The organism is Variovorax sp. 01N425 (assembly GCF_056399465.1).
The window spans coordinates 130,043-154,230 of record NZ_JBFTRJ010000013.1; the positions used below are offsets into that span (position 1 = coordinate 130,043).

General features: G+C 69.7%; 24 protein-coding genes. 12 read left to right on the forward strand and 12 right to left on the reverse strand.

The features are described from left to right. Positions 1-25 precede the first annotated feature (25 nt). A complete protein-coding gene (locus AC1DSC_RS22995) occupies positions 26-1,483 on the forward strand; it encodes a M16 family metallopeptidase (protein ID WP_436287922.1) in 1,458 nt (485 codons plus the stop codon). A gap of 17 nt (positions 1,484-1,500) precedes the next feature. After that, positions 1,501-2,847: a M16 family metallopeptidase gene (locus tag AC1DSC_RS23000; protein WP_436287921.1), complete on the forward strand. Its 1,347-nt coding sequence runs from the start codon at positions 1,501-1,503 to the stop codon at positions 2,845-2,847. An 11-nt stretch (positions 2,848-2,858) separates the two neighbouring features. On the opposite strand, the gene AC1DSC_RS23005 is transcribed toward AC1DSC_RS23000, so the two are convergent. Beyond that, positions 2,859-3,776: a LysR family transcriptional regulator ArgP gene (locus tag AC1DSC_RS23005; RefSeq protein WP_436287920.1), complete on the reverse strand. Its 918-nt coding sequence runs from the start codon at positions 3,774-3,776 to the stop codon at positions 2,859-2,861. Positions 3,777-3,857: 81 nt separating this feature from the next. Here AC1DSC_RS23005 and AC1DSC_RS23010 point away from each other — a divergent pair, with 81 nt between their 5' ends. The 7 genes from AC1DSC_RS23010 (at position 3,858) to pcp (ending at position 8,862) form a co-directional block, all read left to right on the forward strand. Beyond that, positions 3,858-4,493: a LysE/ArgO family amino acid transporter gene (locus tag AC1DSC_RS23010; RefSeq protein ID WP_015867140.1), complete on the forward strand. Its 636-nt coding sequence runs from the start codon at positions 3,858-3,860 to the stop codon at positions 4,491-4,493. A gap of 27 nt (positions 4,494-4,520) precedes the next feature. Next, positions 4,521-5,183 carry an RsmD family RNA methyltransferase gene (locus AC1DSC_RS23015; protein ID WP_015867139.1) on the forward strand — a complete coding sequence of 221 codons (663 nt, stop codon included), beginning with the start codon at positions 4,521-4,523 and terminating at the stop codon, positions 5,181-5,183. Between the two features lie 43 nt (positions 5,184-5,226). Beyond that, positions 5,227-5,730, forward strand: a complete 504-nt coding sequence (gene coaD / locus AC1DSC_RS23020) for a pantetheine-phosphate adenylyltransferase (RefSeq protein WP_015867138.1) — start codon at positions 5,227-5,229, stop codon at positions 5,728-5,730. 10 nt (positions 5,731-5,740) lie between these two features. Next, on the forward strand, positions 5,741-6,388 hold the full coding sequence (pxpB, locus tag AC1DSC_RS23025; protein ID WP_436288301.1) for a 5-oxoprolinase subunit PxpB: 648 nt from the start codon (positions 5,741-5,743) through the stop codon (positions 6,386-6,388). Beyond that, positions 6,385-7,383, forward strand: a complete 999-nt coding sequence (locus AC1DSC_RS23030) for a 5-oxoprolinase subunit C family protein (RefSeq protein WP_015867136.1) — start codon at positions 6,385-6,387, stop codon at positions 7,381-7,383. Before pxpB ends, AC1DSC_RS23030 begins: the two co-directional genes overlap by 4 nt. Positions 7,384-7,453: 70 nt before the next feature. After that, positions 7,454-8,194 carry a 5-oxoprolinase subunit PxpA gene (pxpA, locus tag AC1DSC_RS23035; protein ID WP_015867135.1) on the forward strand — a complete coding sequence of 247 codons (741 nt, stop codon included), beginning with the start codon at positions 7,454-7,456 and terminating at the stop codon, positions 8,192-8,194. A gap of 8 nt (positions 8,195-8,202) precedes the next feature. Further along, positions 8,203-8,862 carry a pyroglutamyl-peptidase I gene (gene pcp, locus AC1DSC_RS23040; protein WP_412511789.1) on the forward strand — a complete coding sequence of 220 codons (660 nt, stop codon included), beginning with the start codon at positions 8,203-8,205 and terminating at the stop codon, positions 8,860-8,862. Here the strand turns inward: pcp and AC1DSC_RS23045 are convergent. Continuing rightward, the gene (locus AC1DSC_RS23045) at positions 8,850-9,569 is read right to left on the reverse strand and encodes an alpha/beta fold hydrolase (protein WP_018906726.1); all 720 of its coding nucleotides are present in this window, start codon (positions 9,567-9,569) and stop codon (positions 8,850-8,852) included. The genes pcp and AC1DSC_RS23045 overlap by 13 nt on opposite strands. Before the next feature lie 107 nt (positions 9,570-9,676). Between AC1DSC_RS23045 and AC1DSC_RS23050 the strand changes: the two genes are divergently transcribed. Further along, positions 9,677-10,369, forward strand: coding sequence for a histidine phosphatase family protein (locus tag AC1DSC_RS23050; protein WP_436287919.1), 693 nt, complete (start codon positions 9,677-9,679; stop codon positions 10,367-10,369). A gap of 6 nt (positions 10,370-10,375) precedes the next feature. Here AC1DSC_RS23050 and AC1DSC_RS23055 read toward each other — a convergent pair whose 3' ends face one another. The 3 genes from AC1DSC_RS23055 to AC1DSC_RS23065 all read right to left on the reverse strand — a co-directional run bounded on the left by AC1DSC_RS23055 (position 10,376) and on the right by AC1DSC_RS23065 (position 13,865). Next, positions 10,376-11,971, reverse strand: coding sequence for an N-acyl-D-amino-acid deacylase family protein (locus tag AC1DSC_RS23055; RefSeq protein ID WP_278879947.1), 1,596 nt, complete (start codon positions 11,969-11,971; stop codon positions 10,376-10,378). A 105-nt stretch (positions 11,972-12,076) separates the two neighbouring features. Next, complete coding sequence (locus AC1DSC_RS23060) at positions 12,077-13,435, reverse strand: tetratricopeptide repeat protein (protein ID WP_436287917.1); 1,359 nt, start codon at positions 13,433-13,435, stop codon at positions 12,077-12,079. Between the two features lie 31 nt (positions 13,436-13,466). Beyond that, positions 13,467-13,865, reverse strand: coding sequence for a tautomerase family protein (locus AC1DSC_RS23065; RefSeq protein WP_015867129.1), 399 nt, complete (start codon positions 13,863-13,865; stop codon positions 13,467-13,469). A 112-nt stretch (positions 13,866-13,977) separates the two neighbouring features. On the opposite strand from AC1DSC_RS23065, the gene AC1DSC_RS23070 reads away from it, so the two are divergent. Both AC1DSC_RS23070 and AC1DSC_RS23075 read left to right on the forward strand, forming a co-directional pair. Next, positions 13,978-14,847: a LysR family transcriptional regulator gene (locus AC1DSC_RS23070; RefSeq protein ID WP_436287916.1), complete on the forward strand. Its 870-nt coding sequence runs from the start codon at positions 13,978-13,980 to the stop codon at positions 14,845-14,847. 37 nt (positions 14,848-14,884) lie between these two features. Beyond that, complete coding sequence (locus AC1DSC_RS23075; RefSeq protein ID WP_018906731.1) at positions 14,885-15,514, forward strand: YitT family protein; 630 nt, start codon at positions 14,885-14,887, stop codon at positions 15,512-15,514. Positions 15,515-15,828: 314 nt separating this feature from the next. On the opposite strand, the gene AC1DSC_RS23080 is transcribed toward AC1DSC_RS23075, so the two are convergent. The 7 genes from AC1DSC_RS23080 to AC1DSC_RS23110 all read right to left on the reverse strand — a co-directional run bounded on the left by AC1DSC_RS23080 (position 15,829) and on the right by AC1DSC_RS23110 (position 24,183). Beyond that, complete coding sequence (locus AC1DSC_RS23080; RefSeq protein ID WP_436287915.1) at positions 15,829-17,247, reverse strand: amidase; 1,419 nt, start codon at positions 17,245-17,247, stop codon at positions 15,829-15,831. After that, positions 17,244-18,731 carry an ABC transporter substrate-binding protein gene (locus AC1DSC_RS23085; RefSeq protein WP_436287914.1) on the reverse strand — a complete coding sequence of 496 codons (1,488 nt, stop codon included), beginning with the start codon at positions 18,729-18,731 and terminating at the stop codon, positions 17,244-17,246. Before AC1DSC_RS23085 ends, AC1DSC_RS23080 begins: the two co-directional genes overlap by 4 nt. A gap of 204 nt (positions 18,732-18,935) precedes the next feature. Continuing rightward, positions 18,936-20,429 carry an ABC transporter substrate-binding protein gene (locus AC1DSC_RS23090; RefSeq protein WP_436287913.1) on the reverse strand — a complete coding sequence of 498 codons (1,494 nt, stop codon included), beginning with the start codon at positions 20,427-20,429 and terminating at the stop codon, positions 18,936-18,938. Between the two features lie 109 nt (positions 20,430-20,538). Next, entirely contained in the window at positions 20,539-21,369 is an 831-nt protein-coding gene (locus AC1DSC_RS23095; protein WP_436287912.1) for an ATP-binding cassette domain-containing protein, read from the reverse strand. Then, positions 21,366-22,355 carry an ABC transporter ATP-binding protein gene (locus AC1DSC_RS23100; RefSeq protein ID WP_028256291.1) on the reverse strand — a complete coding sequence of 330 codons (990 nt, stop codon included), beginning with the start codon at positions 22,353-22,355 and terminating at the stop codon, positions 21,366-21,368. Before AC1DSC_RS23100 ends, AC1DSC_RS23095 begins: the two co-directional genes overlap by 4 nt. Before the next feature lie 5 nt (positions 22,356-22,360). Then, complete coding sequence (locus AC1DSC_RS23105) at positions 22,361-23,236, reverse strand: ABC transporter permease (protein ID WP_015867121.1); 876 nt, start codon at positions 23,234-23,236, stop codon at positions 22,361-22,363. Next, a complete protein-coding gene (locus AC1DSC_RS23110; protein ID WP_015867120.1) occupies positions 23,233-24,183 on the reverse strand; it encodes an ABC transporter permease in 951 nt (316 codons plus the stop codon). Before AC1DSC_RS23110 ends, AC1DSC_RS23105 begins: the two co-directional genes overlap by 4 nt. Positions 24,184-24,188 lie beyond the last annotated feature (5 nt).

The window sequence follows — 24,188 nt, forward strand, 5'->3', positions numbered from 1 at the left end:
AGCTTTTTACAATCCGACCCATTCTATGAAACACCCCTCGCCACGCCGTGCTGCGTCCGGTGCGGTGCTGGCAATGGCGCTTTGCGCGCTGTGGGCCATGCCTGCGCAGGCCCAGCCCACACCGGTTCCCACCGCCGCCCCCTCCGACGCTGCCGCCGCGGCCGCATCCGCACCCCGGCAATTCACCCTGGCCAACGGCATGACGCTGCTGGTGCAGCCCGACCGGCGCGCGCCCACCGCGGTGCAGATGCTCTGGGTGCGCGTGGGCTCGGTGGACGAGGTCGACGGCACCTCGGGCGTGGCCCACGTGCTCGAACACATGATGTTCAAGGGCACCAAGGACATCAAGCCCGGCGAGTTCTCGCGCCGCGTGGCGGCGCTGGGCGGCCAGGAGAACGCCTTCACCACGCGCGACTACACGGGCTACTACCAGCAGATTCCCGTGGCCAGCCTGGAGCAGGTCATGAAACTCGAATCGGACCGCTTCGCCAACAACCAGTGGTCCGACGACGAGTTCAAGCGCGAGATCGAGGTGGTCAAGGAAGAACGGCGCCTGCGCACCGAAGACCAGCCGCGCGCATTGCTCGGCGAGCAGCAGAACGCGGCCGTGTTCACGGCCTCGCCCTACCACCGCCCCGTGGTCGGCTGGATGAGCGACCTCGACGCGATGACGCCCGACGACGCGCGCGCCTTCTTCCGCCACTGGTACGTGCCCGCCAACGCCGCCGTGGTGGTGGTGGGCGATGTCGACGTGGCCCAGGTGCGTGCGCTGGCCGAGAAGTACTACGGCAGCATTCCCGCGCGCGCCGTGCCTGCGCGCAAGCCGCGCACCGAGCCCGTGCAGCGCGGCATCCGCCGCATCGAGTTCAAGGCGCCGGCCGAGCAGGCCTATGTGTCGCTCGCGTTCCGCATTCCGCAGCTGGAAAGCATCGATGCCGCGGACAGCGACGTGTGGGCGCTCGAAGTGCTGTCGGCCGTGCTCGACGGCTACACGGGCGCGCGGCTCGACCGTGCGCTGACCCAGGGCCCCGACCGCGTGGCCGATTCGGCCAGCGCCTACTCGGGCCTGGCCGGCCGCGGGCCGCAGCTGTTCACGCTGGTGGGCGTGCCGGCCCACGGCAAGAGCGCCGAAGCGGTGGAGGCGGCGCTGCGCGCCCAGGTGGCGCGCGTCGCGAAGGAGGGCGTGAGCGAAGCCGAACTCGCGCGCGTCAAGACACAGTGGGTGGCCAGCGAAACCTACAAGCGCGACTCCGTGATGGCGCAGGCCCGCGAGCTCGGCAGCAACTGGGTGCAGGGACTGCCGCTGGACACCAGCGCGCGCATCGTCGCGAAGCTGCAGGCCGTGACGCCGGCCCAGGTGCAGGCCGTGGCCGCCAAGTACTTCGGCGACGACCAGCTCACAGTGGCCACGCTGCGCCCCTTGCCGCTCGAAGCCAGGCCGCGCGGCCGCGGTTTTGCCGCCCCGCAGGGCGAACTGCGCTGAAAGGCCCGGATTCTTCAATGACCCCCATGACAAAAATCCTGCGCTCCGCGCTGTTCGCGGCCGCCACGGCCTTCGCCGGCCTGAACGCCGCACAGGCCGCGCTGCCGATCGAGCACTGGACGCTCGCGAGCGGCGCCAAGATCTACCTGGTGTCGACCCAGGCGCTGCCTATCGTCGACGTGCAGATCGATTTCGATGCCGGCAGCCGGCGCGATCCGGCCGGCCAAGCCGGCCTGGCCAGCGCGACCGCGACCATGGTCGAGAAGGGCGTGCGCGCCGGCAAGAACGGCGAGCCGGCGCTCGACGAGAACGCGCTCGGCGAGGCCTGGGCCGACCTGGGCGCCGAGTTCGGCACCAGCGCCGGCACCGACCGCGCCAGCTACTCGCTGCGCACCTTGTCCGACCCGGCGCTGCGCGCCAAGGTGGTGGCGCTGGCCTCGCGCGAGATCGGCGAGCCGGCCTTTCCCGACGACATCTGGCAGCGCGAGCGGGAGCGCATCAATGCCTCGCTGAAGGAAGCCAACACCAAGCCGGCAACCATCGCAGGCCGCGCCTTCGCGAAGGCCGTCTACGGCGGCCATCCCTACGGCCAGGAAGTCACCGAGGCCACGCTCGCGCGCATCGACACCGCCGCCATGCGGCAGCGCTACCAGGAGCTGATCGCGCCGTGCCGGGCCAAGCTCAGCATCGTGGGCGCCGTGACCCGCGCCGAGGCCGAGGCCATGGCCACCGCGCTGCTCTCCCGGCTGCCGGGGCCCGAGGCGTGCACGCCGCTCCCGGCGATTGCGCCGGTGGCCGCGCTCACCGCGCCCAAGGACGAGCGCATTCCCTTCGCTTCGGCCCAGGCCCACGTGCTGATCGGCCAGCCCGGCTATCCGCGCAAGGATCCGGACCATTTCGCGCTCACGCTCGGCAACTACGTGCTGGGCGGCGGCGGTTTTGTCTCGCGGCTGACCAACGAAGTGCGCGAGAAGCGCGGCCTGGCCTACAGCGTCTACAGCGGCTTCGCGCCGGGGCTGGACGCCGGCGCCTTCCGCGTCGGTTTCCAGACGCGCCCCGATCAGGCCGAGGAAGCGGTGAAGGTCTCGCGCGACGTGCTCGCCAGGTTCGTGGCCGAAGGCCCGACCGCCGCCGAACTCAAGGCCGCCAAGGACAACCTGATCGGCGGCTTCCCGCTGCTGCTGGACAGCAACCGCAAGCTCATCGGCAATGTGGCCAACATCGCCTGGCACGACCTGCCGCTCGACTATCTCGACACCTGGACCGCGCGCATGGATGCGGTCACGGCGGCCGACGTCCGGGCTGCCTTCGCGCGCAAGCTGCAGCCCGAACGCATGGTGACGGTGGTGGTGGGCGGAAAATAGGGCCGCGTTGTTCAGCGCAGGGCGTGCGCGCCGCTTGCGGCGGCCGCGCGCACTGCGGCCTTGAGCCGCTCGAGCAGCTGCGGCGCGGCGCGCGCCTGCTGCCAGTAGAGCGGCACCTGCAGCGCCGAGCCAGGCACCAGCTCCACCAATGCTCCCGCGCGCATCGCGTCGACCGCCATGCTGGCCGGCAGCATCCCCCAGCCCATGCCGGCGCGCGCCGCTTCGACGAAACCCTGGGCCGATGGCAGCCAGTGCCGCGGCGTCTCGATGCTGCGGTGGCAGATGCGCCGCACCCAGCGTGCCTGCAGCCGGTCCTTGCGGTCGAACACCAGGCTCGGCGCATGGGCCAGGGTGCGCGCACCCACGCCCTTGGCGAAGTACCGCTCGACGAACTCCGGGCTTGCGGCGGCCACGTAGTGCATGGCGCCCAGCGCTTCGCTGTTGCAGCCGGCCACCGGTTGCGCGAGCGCGGTGACGGCCGCCAGCACCGCGCCGCTGCGCAGGCGCTCGGCGGTGTGGTCCTGGTCGTCCACGGTCAGGTCGAGCAGGGCGGATTCTTCCTGCCTTGCAAAGGCTGCAGCAGCGGCCATGAACCAGCTGGCCAGGCTGTCGGCGTTCACCGCCACGCGCACCGTGACCCGCTCGGCTCCCTCGCCGCTTCGGCCGCCCATGCCGAGTGCCGGCAGCGCCTCGCGCAGCTCGTGTTCCAGCATGCCCACGCGTTCGATGTGCCGGCACAGCTGCTGCCCGGCTTCCGTCGCGATGCAGGGCTGGCCGCGCACCAGCAGCGCGCCGCCCGTGCGCTCCTCGAGCAGCTTCACGCGCTGCGAGACGGCCGAAGGCGTGACGTGGAGGGCGCGGGCCGCGCGCTCGAAGCTGCCTTCGCGCACCACCGCGGCCAATGCATTGAGGGCGGCGTAGTCGAGCATGGTTCGCGTGAATTAGGAAAACTGAATATGGCTTAGCAAGTTTAGTTTGAATTAATGCAGCCGAAGCGGCAAGCTGGCGCCATGGTGATCGAACAAATCTCTGCCGCATTCGTCAACGGGTTCCTGATGAGCCTGGTGCTCATCGTCGCCATCGGCGCGCAGAACGCCTATGTGCTGCGCCAGGGGCTGCGGCGCGAGCATGTGAGCGCCGTGGTGCTGTTCTGTGCGGCGAGCGATGCCCTCCTGATCACCGCCGGCGTGGCTGGCATGGCGCAGGCACTGAAAGGGCGGCCGGCGGTGGCCACCGCCCTCGCCGGCCTCGGTGCGCTGTTCCTGGGTGCCTACGGGCTGCGCGCGCTGTGGCGGGCCCGGCAGCCCGGCGCACTGCAGGCAAAGGCGCAGGGCGTGTCGCTCTCGCGCACCGCGGTGCTGGCGCAGGCGGCGGGCTTCACCCTGCTGAACCCGCATGTCTATCTCGACACCGTGCTGCTCGTGGGCAGCACCGGCGCCCAGTACGGCGGCGCGCTCAAGGCCTGGTTCGTCGCCGGGTCGGCGATCGCGAGCGCGCTGTGGTTCTCGGCGCTGGGCTTCGGTGCGCGCTGGCTGGCGCCGGTGTTTGCGCGGCCGCGCGCCTGGCAGATGCTCGACGCGCTGATCGGCGGCACGATGCTGCTGCTTGCCGCGTTGCTGGCGCGGCGGGCCTTGCTCGGGGCCTGAGCCCGGATGCGGCGTTAAGCTTGCCGCATGCCCCAGAAGAAAGCCGCAGCCGCCAGGCGCTCCCCCTCGACACCACCGCCACCGCCGCGATCGAAATCGCTGCCGCACGAAGTGCGCATCATCGGCGGCCAATGGAAGCGCAGCCGCCTTCCGGTGGCCGACAAGCCGGGCCTGCGCCCCACGCCCGACCGCGTGCGCGAGACGCTGTTCAACTGGCTCGCGAGCATCGCGGGCGCCGGCGGCGGCGAACTGCCGGGCTGGCATTGCATCGATGCCTTCGCGGGCACCGGCGCGCTCGGCCTGGAGGCCGCGTCGCGCGGTGCCGCGAGCGTGCTGCTCTGCGAGCAGGACGCCGCGCTGGCGGCCCAGCTGCAGGCCGCCAAGGCCAAGCTCTCGGCCGAGGCCGTGCGCATCGAGCGCGGCAGCGGGCTCACCGCGCTCGAGCGTGCGCCCGCGGGCAGCCTGGATGCGGTCTTTCTCGATCCGCCTTTCGAGAGCATCGCCCTCTACGAACCCGCGCTGCGGGCCGCCGCGCGCGCCATGAAAAGCGGGGGCGCCGTCTACCTGGAGGCACCGCGCCGCTGGAGCGACGAGGAGCTGGCCGCGCTCGGCCTTGTTGGTTTTCGTTACCTCAAGGCAGGGGCGGTGCACGCTCACTTGCTGCGGCAGGCCGCAAACGGGACTGCATAATCCGCCGAACAAGCCGCACCGGCTGCATGAGGAAGAAGCAACCATGGCCAGCAACGTGATCGCGGTTTATCCCGGCACTTTCGATCCCATCACCCTCGGCCACGAGGACGTGGTGCGGCGTGCAACCCAGCTCTTCTCCAAGGTCATCGTCGCGGTGGCGGCGGGCCATCACAAGAAGGCGCTGTTCAGCCTGCAGGAGCGCATCGAGATGGCGCGCGAGGCCGTGAAGCCCTACAGCGACCAGGTCACGGTCGAGAGCTTCTCGGGCCTGCTGCGCGACTTCGTGGTGGCGCGCGGCGGCAAGGCCATGGTGCGCGGCCTGCGCGCCGTGACCGACTTCGACTACGAATTCCAGCTCGCGGGCATGAACCGCTCGCTGATGCCCGACGTCGAAACCGTATTCCTCACGCCCAGCGACAAGTACCAGTTCATCTCGAGCACCTTCGTGCGCGAGATCGCCATGCTCGGCGGCGAGGTCCACAAGTTCGTCTCGCCCGATGTGGAGAAGCAGCTCGCAGCCAAGGTGCGCAGCCTGGGCCGTGAGTAGCCGGCTTCCCTTGCCGCGCCTGCATCCGCTGGGCGATGCGGCGCTGCTTTGCGAACTGCCGCCGCCCGCCACGCTGGCGCAGCAGCGGCAGATCTGGGCGCTGGGCGCCGAGGTGCAGCAATGGGCCGGCGTGGGCGAGGTGCTGCCGGGCATGAACAACCTCACGCTGACCTTCGATCCGACCGCGATCGATATCGAGGCGCTGATGTCGCGCGTGAACGAGGCCTGGCCGCGGCTGTCGGCCACGGCGATCGAAGGCCGCAGGGTGGAGATTCCGGTGGCCTATGGCGGCGAGCACGGCCCAGATCTTGCCGATGTCGCGGCGCACACCGGGCTCACGCCGGCCGAAGTGGTGCGGCGCCACAGCGCGGCCGACTACGTGGTCTACCTGCTGGGCTTCCTGCCCGGCTTCGCCTTCATGGGCGGGCTGCCGCCCGAGCTTGCCACGCCGCGCCGCGCCGAGCCGCGCACGGCGGTGCCTGCGCGCTCGGTGGGCATCGGCGGCGAGCAGACCGGCATCTATCCGCTGGTGTCGCCGGGCGGCTGGCAGCTGATCGGCCGCACCTCGCTCGAGCTCTTCGATCCATCGGCCGAGCCGCCCACCCTGCTGCGTCCGGGCGACCACGTGCGCTTCGTCGTCGAAAGCGTGCAGACATGATGCTGGTGCACAAGCCCGGCATGCTGGCCTCGGTGCAGGACCTGGGGCGGCACGGGCACCGCCAGCTCGGCATCTGCCCCGGCGGCGCGCTCGACGTGCTGGCGCTCACACTGGCGAACCGGCTGGTCGGCAATGCCGACGGTGCAGCCGGCCTCGAGCTCACCATGGGCGGCTGCGAGATCCGCTTCGAGACGGCCACGCGCATCGCGCTGGTGGGCGACGGCTTCGGCGCCCGGCTCGACGGCGCGCCGCTCTGGCCCTGCTGGAGCGTGCCTGTCGCGGCGGGGCAAACGCTCAAGCTCGCGGGCGCCAACGCGGCCGGCGCCAAGAAGGCCGGCTTGCGCAGCTGGCTCGCGGTGGCGGGCGGCATCGACGTGCCGCCGGTGCTCGGCTCGCGCAGCACCGACCTCAAGGCCGGCTTCGGCGGCCACCAGGGGCGCGCATTGCGCAAGGGCGACCGGCTTCCGCTGGGCGCCACGGCGCTCGATGCCGCCCGGCTCGCGCGGCGCCCGTTCGGCCTGCGCGGTCCGGACTGGGGCCCCGAGGAAAGCGATTCGGCCATCGCCCTGCGCGTCTTGCCCGGCCCCGAATTCGACCAGTTCACCGTGGCCTCGCAGGCGCTGCTGTGGAGCGAGCGCTGGCGCATCACCGCGCAGAGCAACCGCATGGGAAGCCGGCTCGCGGGCGCCGAGCTCAAGCGCCGGCGCAGTGCCGACATGCTCTCGTCGGGCGTCATTCCCGGCACGATCCAGGTGCCGCCCTCGGGCCAGCCGATCATCCTGATGGGCGACGCGCAGACCACCGGCGGCTATCCGCGCATCGGCGTGGTGATCCGCGCCGACCTGTGGAAGCTCGCGCAGGCGCCGCTGGACGGCCGGCTGCGGCTGGTGCAGGTCGACATGGCCGCGGCGCTCGAGGCCTGGGCCGGGCAGCAGCGCTATCTTGCGCAGGTCGCGCAAGGGCTGGCGGCAGCGGGCTGGACGAGACCGGCATAGACTGTGCGAGCAGCGCAGGCGCGCCGGCTGGCCCGGCGTGCCGGCCTGTCTTGAAGAAGGAACCCACCCCATGCAAATCGACCTGAATGCCGACCTCGGCGAAGGCGCCGGCAGCGACGAAGCGCTGCTCGGCCTCGTGAGCTCGGCCAACATCGCCTGCGGCTGGCATGCGGGCGACGCCAAGACCATGCGGCAGTGCGTGCGCTGGGCCATCGCGCACGGCGTGGCCATCGGCGCCCATCCGAGCTTTCCGGACCGCGAGAACTTCGGCCGCAGCACCATGCACCTGCCGCCCGACGAGATCGTGGCCAACGTGCTCTACCAGGTCGGCGCGCTGGCCGCGATCGCCAAGGCCGAGGGCGGCCAGCTCTCGCACGTGAAGGCGCACGGCCAGCTCTACAACCAAGCCGTGAAGGAGCCCGAACTCGCCGACGCGCTCTGCGAAGCGGTGCGGCGCTTCGATCCCTCGCTCCGCTTCTTCGGCCTTGCGGGCAGCGGCATGATCGACGCCGCGCGCCGTGCCGGCCTCACGCCGGTCGAAGAGGTTTTTGCCGACCGCGGCTACATGCCCGACGGCAGCCTGGTGCCGCGCAGCCAGCCCGGCGCGCTGATCGAGGACGAGGAGCAGTCCCTCGCCCAGACGCTCTCGCTGGTGCGCGACCGCAAGGTGAAGGCGATCGACGGCAGCATCGTGCCGGTCAATGCCCAGACCGTGTGCCTGCATGGCGATGGCGCCCACGCGCTGGCCTTTGCGCGCCGCATTCGCGAGCGCCTGCAGCAAGAGGGCATCGCGGTTCGCGCGATGGCCTGATTCAAGCCATGGCGCAGCGAACCAACGTCCTTCTGACCGGCTTCGATCCGTTCGACCGCGAAGCGCTCAACCCGTCATGGGAGGCCGTGCGCGCGCTCGACGGCTGGCAGTGCGGCCGTGCCACCGTGCATGCGCGCCAGATGCCCTGCGTGTTCGGCCAGGCCATCGAGGCGCTGGCAAGTGCGATGGACGAACTGCAGCCCCGGCTGGTGCTGTGCATCGGCCAGGCCGGCGGCCGCGCCGAGATCACGCCCGAGCGCGTGGCCATCAACATCGACGACGGCCGCATCGCCGATAACGCGGGCCGACAGCCGATCGACCTGCCCGTGGTGCCCGGCGCGCCCGCGGCGTATTTCTCGACGCTGCCCATCAAAGCCATGGTGCGCGACCTGCGTGCGGCAGGCATTCCGGCGTCGGTCTCGAACACGGCCGGCACTTTCGTCTGCAACCACATCTTCTACGGCCTGATGCACCGCATCGCCACGCATCCGGTGGCCGGGCTGCGCGGCGGCTTCATCCACATTCCCTACCTGCCCGAGCAGGCGGCGCGTTTTCCCGGCGCGCCGAGCATGTCGCTGGCCACCATGGTCGAGGCGCTGCGCATCGCGGTGGCGACCGCGCTGGCCGTTGAAAAGGACGTGGCCGAAACCGGCGGTCAGCTCCACTGAGCGAGCCAGCCGAGCAGCGCCGCATTCACGGAAGCGGGCTGCTCCATCGTCAGCATGTGGCCGCATTGCGGCACCCACACCACTTCGGCATGCGGCACCAGCGCCGCGATCTCGCGCGTGCAGTCGGGCGGGGTCAGCCGGTCCGTGTCGCCGCACACCAGCAGCACCGGCGCACGCAGCGAGGGCAGGTGGGTGCGCGCGTCGGGGCGCCGCATCACCGCGCGGTTCTGCGTGATGAGCTGCTGCGTGCCGGCGTCCAGCACGATCTCGACATAGCGCTGCACCAGCGCCTCGTCGGCGGCCTGCGCGGGGTGGAAGGCGAACACCACGTTCGGCTCGATCACGTCGCGCAGTTCGCCGCGTTCGAACAGTTCGATGGCGCTTTCGCGCAGCTCGTACATCTCGGGCGCCTCGGGCCGTGCGTTGGTGCCCAGCAGCGCGAGCCCCGCGATGCGTTCGGGCGCCTGCCGCGCGGCTTCCATCGCGACCATGCCACCCATCGACGCACCGCAGAGCAGGAGCGGGCCGGGGTTCTCGCGCAGCACGGCCGCGGCCATGGCTTCGATGGTGTCGTGCCGCATGTGGGCATCGGTCACGCGCGTTTCGAACAGGGGCTCGAGCGCGGGAAGCTGGGCCTCCCAGATGCGCTCGTCGCAGGCAAGGCCGGGCAGCAGGACAAGGTGGGGCATGGCCGGATTTTGCGCCATCGCCGGCGCGGCGAGTGCGGCGCCGTTCGAGCTGCAGGTGGCGGCGCTGCAACAGATGCCGCCACCCAGGTCCCGAGCGTCACGCACGCAGTGGAGAATGGGCGTCCATGCCCACGCCTTCACCCGACTCCGCGACCGAACTCATCCTGATCCGCCACGGCGAAACCGCCTGGAACCGCGAGCTGCGCTTCCAGGGGCATGCCGACGTGCCGCTCAACGACATCGGCCACGAGCAGGCGCGCCGCCTCGGGCTGCGGCTGGCGGGCGACACCGCGCAGCACATCATCAGCAGCGACCTCATGCGCGCGCAGCAGACCGCCGCGCCGGCCGCGCAGCAGCTGTCGCTGCCGGTGGTCACGTCGGTGGGCTTGCGCGAGCAGTATTTCGGCATTGTCGAAGGCATGCGGGCCGACGAGATCCAGGCGCTGCATCCGCGAGCCTGGGAGCAATGGCTGGAGTTCCGCGAGGACCACGCCATGCCCGAAGGCGAAACGGCGCGCGAATTCCACACGCGCATCGTCGCGGCCATCGGCGCGCTGGCGGCTGCGCACCGGGGGCAGCGGCTGGTGGTGGTCACGCACGGCGGCGTGCTCGACATGGTGTGGCGCACCGCGCGCGGGCTCAGCCTCAGCGGGCCGCGCCAGAGCGACATTCCCAACGCGGGCTTCAACCGCATCCGCATTGCCGACCCGGCCATGCCCGACGTGATCGAGATCGTCGACTGGGCCGACACGCGGCATCTGGCCGACCTGCCGCCGCAGCCGACCTACGACCAGCGGCGGCATCTGAAGAAGAGCTGAGCCGCGTCAGGTGCAGCTGCCGGCCTTCGGCGTGCGCAGCAGCGGCTGGCCCGCGCCCACGCCCGTGGGCTTGCCGGCATCCACCGCGAGGCGGCCGTTCACCAGTACCGTGACCACGCCCTCCGACAGCAGCGTCGGCTGCGTGTAGGTGGCCTTGGCGGCATAGCGCGCGGGGTCGAACACGACCACGTCGGCGTAGTAGCCCGGCCGCAGGTGCCCGCGCTGTTCCAGCCCCAGCGTGTCCGCGGTCAGCGACGAGCTGCTGCGGATGAACTGGCCCAGCGAGATCGTGTGCTCCTTCACCACGTACTGGTCGTACTTGCGCGCGAAGGTGCCGTAGGCGCGCGGATGGCCCAGCGAGGAATCGGAGGAGGTCATGACCCATGGCCGCTTCATGAACGCGCGCACGTCGTCGTCGCTCTGGTTGAAGGAGGCGATCATCAGGTCGCCGTCCCGCAGCACGGCGATGGCGGCATCCACCGGGTCGGCACCCGAGGCCTTGGCCACGTCGGCCAGCGTCTTGCCCACGTACTTGGTGCTGCCGGCCGAAAACAGGATGGTCTCCGGACCGCCGCGCAGGCGCAGGTTCTCGCGCATGCCGGTGCGCAGGCGCTCCTGCACGGCCGGGTCGTCGAAGCGCTTGAGCATCGCCGCGCGCCCGCCGTCGACCGCCCAGGGCGGCACGAGCGCGGCCGAGAAACGCGTGCTCGATGCCGTCCACGGGTAGTGGTCGGCCGTGATGTCGAGGCCGGCGGCACGCTCCTTCTCGATGCGGCGGATGATGTCGCCGCTCTGGCCCTGCACGTCCACGCCCAGTGCCTTGATGTGCGCCACATGCACCGGCAGGCGGGCTTCGCGGCCGATGCGGATCACTTCCTCGATGGAACCCTTGAGCCCGATGTTGTACATCGACTCGTCGCGGATGTGGCTGTCGTAGAGGCCGCCATGGCGGGCCGCGACCTTCGCGAGCTCGATCACTTCCTCGGTCTTCGAGAAATTCTGCGGCGGATAGAAAAGCCCGGTCGAAAGCCCCAGCGCGCCGTCGCACATGGCCCGGCTCAGGTGCCGCCGCATGGCGTCGAGCTGCTCGGGCGTCAGCGTGCGATTGGCTTCGCCGAGCTGGTCGATGCGCAAGGGGCCGAAGCCCGCGTACATGGCGACGTTGGTTCCAACGGGCGCCGATCGCAGGCGCTGCGCCTGCGCGGCGATGTTGAAGCCGCCGAAGCCGTCATTGCCGATGACCGCGGTGGTCACGCCCTGCGTGAGAAAGGGAATGTTCAGGCGCTTGCGCGGATCGGTGGAATGCAGGTCGGCATCGGCGTGGGTGTGCGCATCGATAAAGCCCGGTGCCACGACGAGGCCGGCCGCGTCGATGGTTCGCCGCGCGCTGAACTGCGGCGGCGCCTTCCGGCCCGCGAAGACGATGCGGTCGCCCACGATGCCGACGTCGCCCACCACCGGCTCGTCCGAATCGCCCGTGTAGACGGTGCCGCCGCGCAGCAGCAGGTCGAGTTCGACGGGGGCATCGGTCGCAGCTGGGGCTGCGGACGAGAGGCCTGCCAAGGCCGCGGAGATGGCGAGCACGACAACTGGTTTCTGCATGGGAAAGGAACCCGAGCGATGTGGAGCGGGCAGTTTAGAAGTCGCCCCCGCGTGTCCGTTAATTCCTTTTGCGCCAACTCCCATGACCGGAAGGCATGGCCTTTCTCAAGGACGGGAGGCGAGCTGCCCGAGGCCGAGCCGCGCATAGACCTCGCCGGCCTGGCGCCGCAGGCGCAGCGATTCGGGCTGGCCGTTGAGCTGCTGCTGCAGGATGCCCTGGGCACCCGCGAGCGCGGCCTGGCCGCCGGTGCGCACGAGCGCATCGAGGTACACCTGCTCGAAGAAGTCGCGCTGCGCATGGCTGCCGCCGATCTCGACCAGGCGCGGCAGGGCGCTGCCGAGTCCTTCGATGGCGGCGGCGAAATCGCCGCGCGCATGGGCAACGAGCCCGCGCGCGGCCGGCACGCACACGCTCTGCCAGGCGGCGCGCGTGGAGAGCGGCGCGCGCGCCGCATGGGCTTCGATGTTGCGCAGCAGCGCGTCCGCTTCGGGCCGCCCGGCGCGCGCCAGGCCATACAGGTACTGCAGGTCGAGGAAGGGCAGCACGTGGTCGGCCGTGCGCTGCAGCAGGTGGCTCGCCACGTCGTCCCAACGCGCACCCACGCCGATGCCCGCGAGCTCGAAGCGCGCCAGCAGCGAGACGGCGCCGATCTGGTCCTGCGAGTAGTCCTTCACCACGCCCCACACCTCGCGGTCGTAGAGCGCGAGCGCTTCGCCGTCGCGGCCGAGCTCGATCAGGAACAGCGCCACGTGCCACCAGTTGTGCGTGACCATGAACGAGTTGAGGCCGCTCCAGGTGTCGCTCACGCCCTGCATGAAGGCCAGGCCTTCGCTGAGCCGGCCCTCGGTGAGCATCACATGCGCCAGCGCATGGTGCGCCCACGGCTCCTTGCGGCACATGCCGATGGCGCGGCGCGCGCTGGCCTCGGCCTCGCGCATCAGGTGGCACTGCTCGTAGCCGAAGGCGGCCATGCCATGCACATAGGGCACGTCGGACGCGGCCGGCAGCGCGGAGAGCGCGAGCCGCAGCATGCCCGGGCAGTCGCCGGTGTTGAAGCAGTGGTATTGCCCGAGCTTCACCGACACGAGGTCGCGCGGATGCTCCCGCGCCTGCTCGGCGTGCAGGGCGATGGCCTTGGCGATGTCGCCCTCGGCCCAGGCCTCGATGGCCGCGATGTAGCGCCGTTCGCGCGGTGTGGCGCGTTCGGCTGCGGCGCGCGCCTTGGCAAGAAAGGGCCGCGCATTGGCCGCGGCATCGCGCGATTCGGCGAAGAGGTGCAGCGTTGCGCAGTAGGCCTGCACCATCGGGCTCGCGTCGCTGTCGGCCAGGGCCAGCAGGTTGACCGCGCGCGCCTCGGTCGACACGAAGCCCATGACGAAGTCTTCGACCAGCGGCAGGCTGGCCGCATCGTCGAGCGTGAGCGGGTTGCCGAAGCTGTCGGCGTGCAGGGTGGCGCGGGGCATGGCCCGATGGTGCCATGCCCTGCCGCAGGCTTCAAACGCCCGCTTGCTGGTGGCGGTACTCCTGCGTCTTTCCGCCGTAGCCATAGGCCGCGCCGCGGGCGTCGATCACGTGGATGTACGAAACCTCGTGCAGGTCGGGCCGCAGCCGCGCCATGGCGGCATGCACCTCGCGCAGGTAGCGCGCCTTCTCCGCCTTGGTGTTGGTCTCGTCCGTGATGCTGATGTCGAGGTGGAAGGCCGACTTGCCGAGCGAGGCCAGCGACTGCCCGCCGATGAACCAGGTGTCGGCGGCGATGTACTGCACCGTGACGGCGATCACCGGCAGCTGCTTGCCGAGCACGCTCTGGGTCAGTTCGGCGACCACGTCGACCGTCTTGCGCGTGAGCTGGGCGTCGGGCTCGCCCGAGAGGTGGACAACGATGTGCGGCATAGGGAACTCCATGAAGGAATGAGTGAACGATGGGGCTATTGTGGGAACTTCAAAGGCATCGGAAAAGCGGGAAGATATGATGGAATCCATCGAATAAACGGATGGATGAACCATGCAGACCTTCGACCTGGAACAGCTTCGCACCCTGGCCGCGGTGATCGATGCCGGCAGCCTCACGGCCGCGGCGCCGCGCGTCTTCCTGTCGCAATCGTCGGTCAGCGAGCAGATCCGCAAGCTCGAGGAGCGGGCAGGGCAGTCGCTGCTCACGCGCAGCAAGGCCGGCGTGGCGCCGACCGAGGCCGGCACGCGGCTCCTGGCCTATGCGCGCCGCATCCTCGCGCTCAGCGACGAGGCGTTCCGCGATCTGCATGGCGAGACGCTGCAGGGCGAACTGCGGCTCGCCGTGACCGACTACTTTCGCCCCGGCGATCTCACGCGGCTGCTGGGGCGTCTTGGCGAGAGCTATCCGCAGGTGCGGCTGCACGTGAGCATCATGAAGAGCGACGCGCTGCGGGCCGCCTATGCGCACGGCGATTTCGACGTGGGGCTCGCGATGAACATCGCCGGGACATCGCCATCGCCCGAGCCAGGCGCAAAGGCTCCGGTGATCCGGCGCGAATCGCTCGCGTGGCTCGGCGCGGCCGGCATGCGGCTCGCGCGCGGCGAGCCGGTGCGGCTGCTGGCCTTGCCGGACACCTGCTCGTTGCACCAGTACACGGTGGCGCTGTTGCGGCGGCGGCGCGTGCCGTATGTGCTGGCGCACGTGGCGTCGGGCGTGGCGGGATTGCAGTCGGCGCTGGCCGCGGGGCTGGGGGTGGCCTGCCTGAACGAATCGGCGGTGTGCGAAGGGGTCGCCCGGCTGGCAGCGCCGCATGGCCTGCCGGCGCTGCCCCGGGTCGCGTTCCAGTTCCTGCCCGCGCGCCGCGGAGAGACCGAATTCGTGACGCGGGCGCGGGAGATGCTGGCCACCCACCTGGTCTGAGGCCGCCAGGTGGCGCGGGATTTGCGTCAGGCCCGCCATGGATGCGCCACAACAACCCGCCACGCAGCCGGAACTGCTGCGCCACTCGCGTTTCGACGACGCGCAGGCCATCTTTTCGGGCACCCTGTTCGTCGCCATTGCCATGATGCTGTTCGGCCAGGCGGGGCTGCTCACGGGCGGCACGGCCGGTGTCGCATTCCTCTTGCACTACGCCACGGGCGTGAGCTTCGGCAAGGTGTTCTTCCTGGTGAACCTGCCGTTCTACTGGTTTGCGTGGCGCCACATGGGGCGGGCGTTCACGGTCAAGACGTTTTCGGCGATCGCGCTGCTGTCGGTGATGACCGACTGGGCGCCGCGCTACATCTCGATCGATTCGCTGCACCCGGCCTTCGCAGCGGTGCTCGGCGGCCTGCTGCTGGGCACAGGATGCCTGTTCCTCGCGCGGCATCGTGCGAGCCTGGGTGGCGCGACGGTGCTGACGCTGTACCTGCAGGAAAAGCGCGGCTGGCCCGCGGGCAAGGTGCAGATCGGCATCGACTGCACGGTGGTGCTGCTCGCGCTGTTCGTGATTCCGCCGCAGCGCGTGGGATGGTCGGTGCTGGCTGCGGTGGTGATGGGGCTTTTTCTGTGGATCAACCACAAGCCGGGGCGCTACGCTGCGACTTGATTTCTTGTTGCTGCTGTTTTGTTCGAGCGCTGTTGTTTTTCAGGGCGCGTGCCCAGGCCACCGGGTACTCCCCTCCGCGAATGTCCCCCGCCTTCGGCTCCTCCTTTATTTCGCTGCGGGGAGCACCCGATGCCCTGGGCACAAGGCGCGCTCTGGGTGCACAGCTGATCAACGACTGCTCCGTATAACGCTCCCGCTGATGGGGTGCCTTGCGCAGCGAAATCAAGGGGGAGGCCGAAGGCCGGAGGACATTCGCGGAGCAAGGTACCCCGTCGGCGGGAGCGCGCCCTGAACAGCAGCGGCTGTCCCATCGTTCAAGGCGCCACAGGCCAGGGCCGCTGAGGCTCCCGAATCTGCTCGAACGCGCGCGACACGCGCAGCACGCCGAGGTCGTCGAAGCGCTGCCCTGCGATCTGCAGCCCGATCGGCAGCCCGCTCGCCGAGTACCCGCAGTTCACCGACGACGCCGGCTGCTCCGACATGTTGAACGGCACCGTGAATCCGATGTGCTCCAGCGGCCGCAGCGGATCGTTGGTCGGCGAAGGCGCCTCCGCGGCCGCCGGCATGTTCGGCGACACCGGCGAGATCACGTAGTCGAAGCGCGCGCAGGCCTGCACCGTGGCCACGCGCGTCGCATGGAACTGGCTGAAGCCGCGGAACACATGCTCGCCGCTGAACTCGGCCGCGCTCTCGGCCCATTCGCGGATGTAGGGCAGCACCTTGGCGCGCTGGTCGGGGCGCAACGCCTTCATGTCCACCAGCGATCGCATGCGCCACAGGTGGTCCATGCCGTCGAGCATGGCTTGCGACATGAACGGCTGCATCGGTTCGACGATGGCGCCGGCCTTTTCGAACAGACGCGCCGCATGCTCGACCGCCGCCTGGATCTCGGGCTCGACCGCCAGGCCGCAACCCGCGTCCAGCAGCAGCCCGATGCGCAATCCGCGCAGGTGGTCGGGCGATACGTCGAAGCTCTCCCAGTCGATGTGCTGCGGCGGCAGGCTCATGCTGTCGCGGGCATCGGGCTTTGAAAGCACCTGCATCATCAGCGCCGCATCGCCGACGCTGCGCGTCATCGGGCCGGCCGCGCGGCCCATGTAGGGCGGGTCGATCGGGATGCGGCCCAGGCTCGGCTTGAGCGTGAAGATGCCGCACCAGCTCGCGGGCAGCCGCAGCGACCCGCCGATGTCGGTGCCGATGTGCAGCGGGCCGTAGCCCGCGGCGGCCGCGGCACCGGCGCCGGCGCTCGAGCCGCCGGGGGTCCGGCTCAGGTCCCACGGGTTGCGCGCCAGCGTGTGGAAGCTCGATAGCCCCGAAGACAGCATGCCGTAGTCCGGCATGGTGGTCTTGCTCACGATCACCGCGCCGGCCTCCTTCAGGCGCGCGGCGGGCGGTGCATCGGCGGCCGCGGGCTTCAGGTCGACGGCGGCCGTGCCGGCCGGCATCGGATCGCCGCGGGTCGCGATGTTCTCCTTGATGGTGGCCGGCACGCCGTCCAGCGGGCCGAGCGCGTCGCCGCGCTGCCAGCGTGCTTCCGAAGCGCGTGCCTGCTCGAGCGCGGCTTCGGGCCTGAAGAGCCAGGTGGCCTGCAGCCTGGGCTCGCAGCGCTCGATCTGCGCGATGACGGCTTGCGTGACTTCGACCGGCGACAGGCGCCTGTCGCGGTAGGCGGCGGAGAGTTCCTGGGCGGAAAGCTCGTTCAGCGAAGAAGAAGATGACACGTCGGCACTCATCCCCATGACAGCGCCGAGAGGTCGTTCACGAAGATCGGGTTCTCCTTCCAGAGGCCCTTCACGTTCTTCTTCGCGATGGTGGGGAACTGCGGCTGGTAGAGGAAGCCGTTGGCCGCATCGACCGCCAGCATCTTCTGCGCTTCGCCGAGCAGCTTGTTGCGCTCGGCCGCATTGGCCGTGGTCTTGATCTTGTCGAACAGCGCGTTGAAGGCCTTCGACTGGTAGCCCCAGTAGTAGTCGGGCTTGGCGTAATTGCCGAGGTCGAAGGGCTCGACGTGCGAGATGATCGACAGGTCGTAGTCCTTGTTGCCGTAGGTGCCGCTGAGCCACTGCGCCCACTCCACGTTCTGCACCTTGACCGTGATGCCGATCTTGGCGAGCTGCGCCACGATCACCTCGCCGCCCTGGCGTGCGTAGGGCGGCGGTGGCAGCGTCATGGTGAGTTCGAGCGGCGTCTTCACGCCGGCCTCGGCCATCAGCTTCTTGGCCTTCTCGAGGTCGAAGGGGTTGATGCCCGTGGTGTCGACATAGCCCGCGGCGCCCGGCACGTAGTGGCTGCCGATCGGCACGCCGAAGCCGTCGGCCGCGCCTTCGATCACGGCCTTGCGGTCGATGGCCGCGAGGATGGCGCGGCGCACGCGCACATCGTCCAGCGGCTTCTTCCTGTTGTTGATCGACAGGATGGTCTTGGCGCGCGAGCCGGCCAGGATCACCTGGAACTGCGGGTTCATCTTGAACTGCGGCACCGCGCGCGTGCCGATGCGCGTGAACACGTCGACGTCGCCGGCCATCAGCGCGGCGGCCTGCGCGGCCGTGTCGGAAATGAAGCGGAAGGTGACCTTGTTGATCCTGGCCGTGGCCGGGCTGCGGAAGCCCTCCCACTTGCTCAGCGTGATCGACGAGCCCTTGGCCCAGTTGTCGAGCTTGTAGGGGCCGGTGCCGACCGGCTTGGTGGCGTTGCCGTCGGCGCTCTTGGGCTCGACGATCACGGCCGTGGCCTGGCCCAGCACGAAGGGCAGGTCGGGGTCGATTTCCTTGTTGATGACCACCACGGTGTAGTCGTCGACCACCTGCGTGCTCAGGTTCGCGAAGGTGCGCTTGTCCTTGTTGGTGCTCTTCTCGCCGCCGGCACGGTCGAAGGAGAATTTCACCGCGGCGGCATTGAAGGGCTCGCCGTTCTGGTACTTGACGCCGCGCCGCAGCTTGAAGGTGTAGGTCTTCAGGTCGGGCGAGATTTCCCAGCTCTCGGCCAGGAGCGGCGTGACGCTGCCGTCGGCGTTGATCTTGGTGAGCGTCTCCAGGATGTTGTAGTGCACCACCTCCGCGATGGCGGCCGCGGCGCCGGCGGTCGGGTCCAGGCCCGGCGGCTCGAGCGCCATGCCGATCACGATGGCGTCCTTCCGCCCCTGCGCCATGCCGGCGATGGGAGAGGCCAGCGCCACGGTGGCGCCGGCGGTGGCAAGGAGGGTGCGACGGTTCAACATACGTTGTGATCTCCGGAAAAACGATGGATGCGAATGGCTGCTTCCCATGCGCGGCGCGCCCCGAATGGAGGCGCGGCGGCACGAAGGAAGGACACGCAGCACGAAAGATGCCACGCGCGGGCAGCGAGCCATTCTCTCGCAGCGCAGGCTTCGGCGCTGGTCCGCGCAGGCGCTATTTCCTCGGGACGTTCCCGGATGCCGGGCTCAGCTCCAGGAGAGGGCGGCGATGTCGTTGACGAAGATCGGCGTGTCCTTCCAGAGCCCGCGCAAGCCGCGCGCCGCCACCGTGATGAACTGCGGCTGGTAGAGGAAGACATTGGCCGCGTCCTCGGCCAGCAGGCGCTGCGCATCGCCCAGGTAGCGCAGCCGGTCGGCGGTGCGCGCGCTGTTGCGCGCCTTGTCGAACAGCTCGTTGAACCTGGCCGACTGGTAGCCCCAGTAGTACTCGGGCTTGGTGTAGTTCACGAGGTCGAAGGGCTCCACGTGAAGGATCAGCGAGAGGTCGTAGTTCCTGTTGCCGTAGGTGCCGCTGATCCACTGCGCCCACTCGACGTTCTGGACCTTGGCGACGATGCCCACCTTGGCCAGCTGCGCGGCAATGAGCTCGCCGCCCTGCCGCGCATAGGGCGGAGGCGGCAGCACCAGGTCGAGTTCGAGCGGCGTCTTCACGCCCGCCTCGGCCAGCAGCTGCTTCGCCTTCTCGACGTTGTAGGGGTTGATGCCCGTGGTGTCGACATAGCCCGGCGCGCCCGGCACGTAGTGGCTGCCGATGGGCACGCCGCGGCCGTCCGCGGCGGCCTCGATCACCGCCTTGCGGTCGATGGCCGCGGCAATGGCGCGGCGCACGCGCACGTCATCGAGCGGCTTGCGCCTGTTGTTGATGGCCAGGATGGTCTTGCCGCGCGAGGCATTGAACAGCACCTGGAAGCGCTTGTCGTTCTGGAACTGCGGCAGGCTGCGCGAGACCGACGCGTGCGGGAACAGGTCGACGTCGCCCGAGAGCAGCGCCGTCGTCTGCGCGGCCGGCTCGGAGATGAAGCGGAAGCTCGCCTTGCGGATCTGCACCGCATCGGCATTGCGCCAGCCCTCCCACTTGGCGAGCACGATGGCCGATCCCTTGGCCCAGCTGTCGAGCCGGTAGGGGCCGGTGCCCACGGGCTTGACGGCGTTCGTCTCCACCGTCCTGGGCTCGACCATGATGGCCGAGGCCTGGCCCAGCAGGAAGAGCAGTTCGGGCTCGATCTCCTTGCTGATCAGCACCACCGTGTGCGCGTCCACCACCTGCGCGGCGATGTTGGTGAAGGTGCGCTTGTCCTTGTTGGTGCTGTTGGCCGCGGCGGCGCGGTCGAACGAGAACTTGACGGTGTTCGCGTCGAAGGGCTCGCCGTTGTGGAACTTCACGCCGCGCCGCAGCTGGAAGGTGTAGGTCCTGAGGTCGGGCGAGATTTCCCAGCGCTCGGCCAGCAGGGGCGAAACGCTGCCATCGGAATTGATCCTGGTGAGCGTCTCGAAGACGTTGTAGAGCACCACCTCCGCAATCTCGGCGCCAGCCTTGGCCGTGGGGTCGAGCCCTGTAGGTTCGAGCGTGAGCGCCAGCACCAGCGCGTCCTTCTTTCTCTGCGCGAAGGCGGTCGCCGGCAGCGCGAGAGGAGCCAGGGCGGCGGCGCCGGTGGCGAGCAGGGTGCGTCGTTTGAGCATGAAGCGGTGTCCTCGGAACAAGGGCAGGCATCTTGCGCGCAGGCAGGCGGCCGCGCAACCAGATGCTTATGACGCTCCTATCCTAGGACCAGTCCGCGAAGCCTCGATGTCAGGCCGCCAGCAGCGTGCCCCCGGCGGGCGTGCGCGGCACCGCGTCGAGCAGCGTGCGCGTGTAGGGGTGCTGCGCATTGCGAAAGAGCTCGCCGGGCGGGCCCTGCTCGACGATCTTGCCTTTCCACACCACGCAGACCTCGTCGCACAGGTGGTTCACCACCGCGAGGTCGTGGCTGATGAGCAGGTAGCTCACGCCGAACTGCTGCTGCAGGTCCTGCATGAGATTGAGCACCTGCGCCTGCACCGACACGTCGAGCGCGCTCACGGGCTCGTCGGCCACGATGAGCTTGGGCCGCGTGATGAGCGCGCGCGCAATCGCGATGCGCTGGCGCTGCCCGCCCGAGAATTCGTGCGGGTACTTGTCCATGTCGGTGGTGCGCAGGCCCACGGCGGCCAGCGCCTCGGAGGCGCGCTCGCGCTGAATCGCGCGGCTGGTTTCGGCCAGCGCTTCGAGCGGCTCGGCGACGATGCGCGCCACCGTCTGGCGCGGATCGAGCGAGCCATACGGGTCCTGGAACACCATCTGGAAATCGCGCCGCGCCGCGCGCAGCTCGCGCCTGGGCAGCCGGTGCAGGTCGCGGCCCAGCATGCGCACGCTGCCCGAGGTGGGCATGTCGAGCGCCATCACCAGGCGCGCGATGGTCGACTTGCCCGAGCCCGATTCGCCGACGATGCCCAGGCTGCGGCCGGCCGCGACGCTGAAGCTCACGCCGTTGAGCGCCCTCACGAGCGGCGGCGGCCCGAAGAGCTTTTCGCGCGGCAGCGCGTAGTGGCGCACGAGGTCCGTCACCTCGAGCAGGGGCTGCGTGCTGGCGGGTTGGTTCATGATTCGAGCGCGCCTTCCGCCGCAATTTCCTCGAGCCGGATGCAGCGCACCGCATGCGCGTGCCGCAGCACGGTCGGCAGCGGCCGCATCGTGTGGCAGGCGTCGACCGTGTACTTGCAGCGGCCCGCGAAGGGGCAGCCCGGCGGCAGGTCGACCAGCTCGGGCACGCTGCCCCGGATGGTGGCCAGGCGAATGCCGCGCGGCGCGCCAAGCGCCGGCCGCGCCGCAAACAGGCCCTGCGTGTAGGGATGCGCGCGCTCGGCAAACACGGTGTCAGTCGGGCCGCTCTCGACCACGCTGCCGCCGTACATCACCAGCATCTTCGAGACGCTCTGGGCGATCACGCCCAGGTCGTGCGAGATCAGGATCAGCGCCATGCCGCGCTCCGCGACCAGGCCCTGGATCAGTTCGAGGATCTGCTTCTGGATGGTGACGTCCAGCGCGGTGGTGGGCTCGTCGGCAATCAGCAGGTCGGGGCCGCAGGCCAGCGCCATGGCAATGCCGATGCGCTGGCGCTGCCCGCCCGAGAACTGGTGCGGATAGGCATCGAGCCGCGAAGCCGCATCGGGAATGCCCACGCGATCGAGCAGCGCCAGCACTTCCTTGCGCGCGTCGGCGCCCGTGAGCCCGCGGTGCAGCCGCAGCGGTTCGCCGACCTGGCGCGCAATGGTGTGCACCGGGTTCAGCGCCGTCATCGGCTCCTGGAAGATCATGCCGATGCGGTTGCCGCGGATCTGGCACATGGCCTTTTCGCCGAGGCCGACGAGCTCGGTGCCGTCGAAGCGGATGCTGCCCCTGACCTTGGCGGTCGATGGCAACAGGCCCATCAGCGACATCACCGTGATCGACTTGCCGCAGCCCGATTCGCCCACGATGCCCAGCGTTTCGCCGCGCTCCAGCGTGAAGCCGATGCCGCGCACGGCCTCGGCGGGGCCGCGCTGCGTTTGCAGTTCGACGTGCAGGTCTTTGACTTCGAGCAGTGGCATATCGCTTAGCGGGCGCGCGCAAGGCGCGGGTCGAGCAGGTCGCGCAGCCCGTCGCCGAGCAGGTTGAGGCCGAGCACCGCCATGGCAATGGCCATGCCCGGAAACACCGCGAGCAGCGGCGACTGGAACATCATGGTCTGCGCCTCGCTCAGCATGCGGCCCCACGAGGGCTGCGGTGGCTGCGTGCCCAGGCCAAGGTAGGAAAGGGCGGCCTCGGCCAGGATGGCAATGGCGAAGCGGATCGTGATCTGCACGATCAGCACGGCCGAGATGTTGGGCAGCACGTGCTGCATCGTGATGGCGAACGAGCCCTTGCCGCAGGCCCGCGCGGCGGCCACGTATTCGCGCGACCAGATGGCATTGGCCGAGGCGCGCGTGATGCGTGCAAAGGTCGGGATGTTGTAGATGCCGATCGCGATGATCGCGTTGACGATGCCGGCGCCGAACACCGCCGTCATCATGATGGCCGACAGGATGGCCGGAAACGCGAGCGAGAAATCGGTGAGCCGCATGATCGCTTCCTCGACCCAGCCGCGCCGCGCCGCGGCGAGCAGGCCCAGCGCGGTGCCCACGACAAGGCCGATGCCCACCGCGATCACGCCCACCAGGATGGACGCGCGCGCCCCCACCAGCAGCAGCGAGGCCACGTCGCGCCCGAAGGTGTCGGTGCCCAGCCAGTGCGCGCCCGAGGGCGGCTTGAGCTTGCTGGCCATGTCCATCTCGTAGGGCGACCAGGGCGTCCACACCAGCGAGAGGGCGGCGGCCAGCAGCAGGAGCAGCGTCAGCACGCCGCCGAGCACGAAGCTGCGGTGCCGGAGCGCGCGGCGCCAGAACCCAGGCACCTTGAGCGCGGCCGCGCTCGGAATGGTGGTGGTGCTCATATGTCGCTTGCCTTGATGCGCGGATCGATCACGGCATAGAGCACGTCGACCACGAAGTTCACGATGACCACCAGGGCCGCGAGCAGCATCACGCAATTGCGCACCACGATCAGGTCGCGGTTGCTGATGGCCTGGAAGATCAGCCGGCCCAGGCCCGGCAGGTAGAACACGTTCTCCACCACGATGGTGCCGGCCAGCAGCTCGGAAAACTGCATGCCCATCACGGTGACCACCGGGATCATCGCGTTGCGCAGCACATGGGTCCAGAGCACCGCGCGCTGCGAAACGCCCTTGGCGCGCGCGGTGCGCACGAAGTCTTCGCGCATCACCTCGAGCACCGCCGAGCGCGTGATGCGCGCGAGGATCGCGGCCTGCACCACCGCCAGCGACAGGGCCGGCAGCAGCAGCGACTTGAGGCCCGCGAAGATGCCTTCGCCCCAGCCCTCGAAGCCGCCGGCCGAGAACCACTGCAGCTGCACCGAGAACACCAGGATCAGCAGGATCGCGAACCAGAAATTGGGAATGGCGATGCCCACCTGGGTGAGACCCATCAGGCCCACGTCGCCGAGCTTGTTGTGGCGCGCGGCGGCGGTCACGCCCACCAGCAGCGCGAGCACCGTGGTGAAGGCCATCGCGAGCAGCGCGAGCGGCACGGTGAGCGCCAGCCGTTCGAGGATGAGGTCGAGCACCGGCGAGCTGTAGGCGTAGCTGTCGCCCAGGTTGCCGGTCAGAAGGCCCGCGATCCAGTGCCAGTAGCGCGTCCAGGCCGGCTGGTCGAGGCCGAGCTTGGTGGCCAGCGCGGCCACCGCCTCGGGCGCGGCGTCGGGCCCCATGAGCATCTGCGCGGCATTGCCGGGCAGGATCTCGAGAACGAGGAAGACGATGACCGAGGCGCCGATCAACGTGGCGATCAGCGTGGCGAGGCGCTTGAAAATGAACAGACTCATGGGGC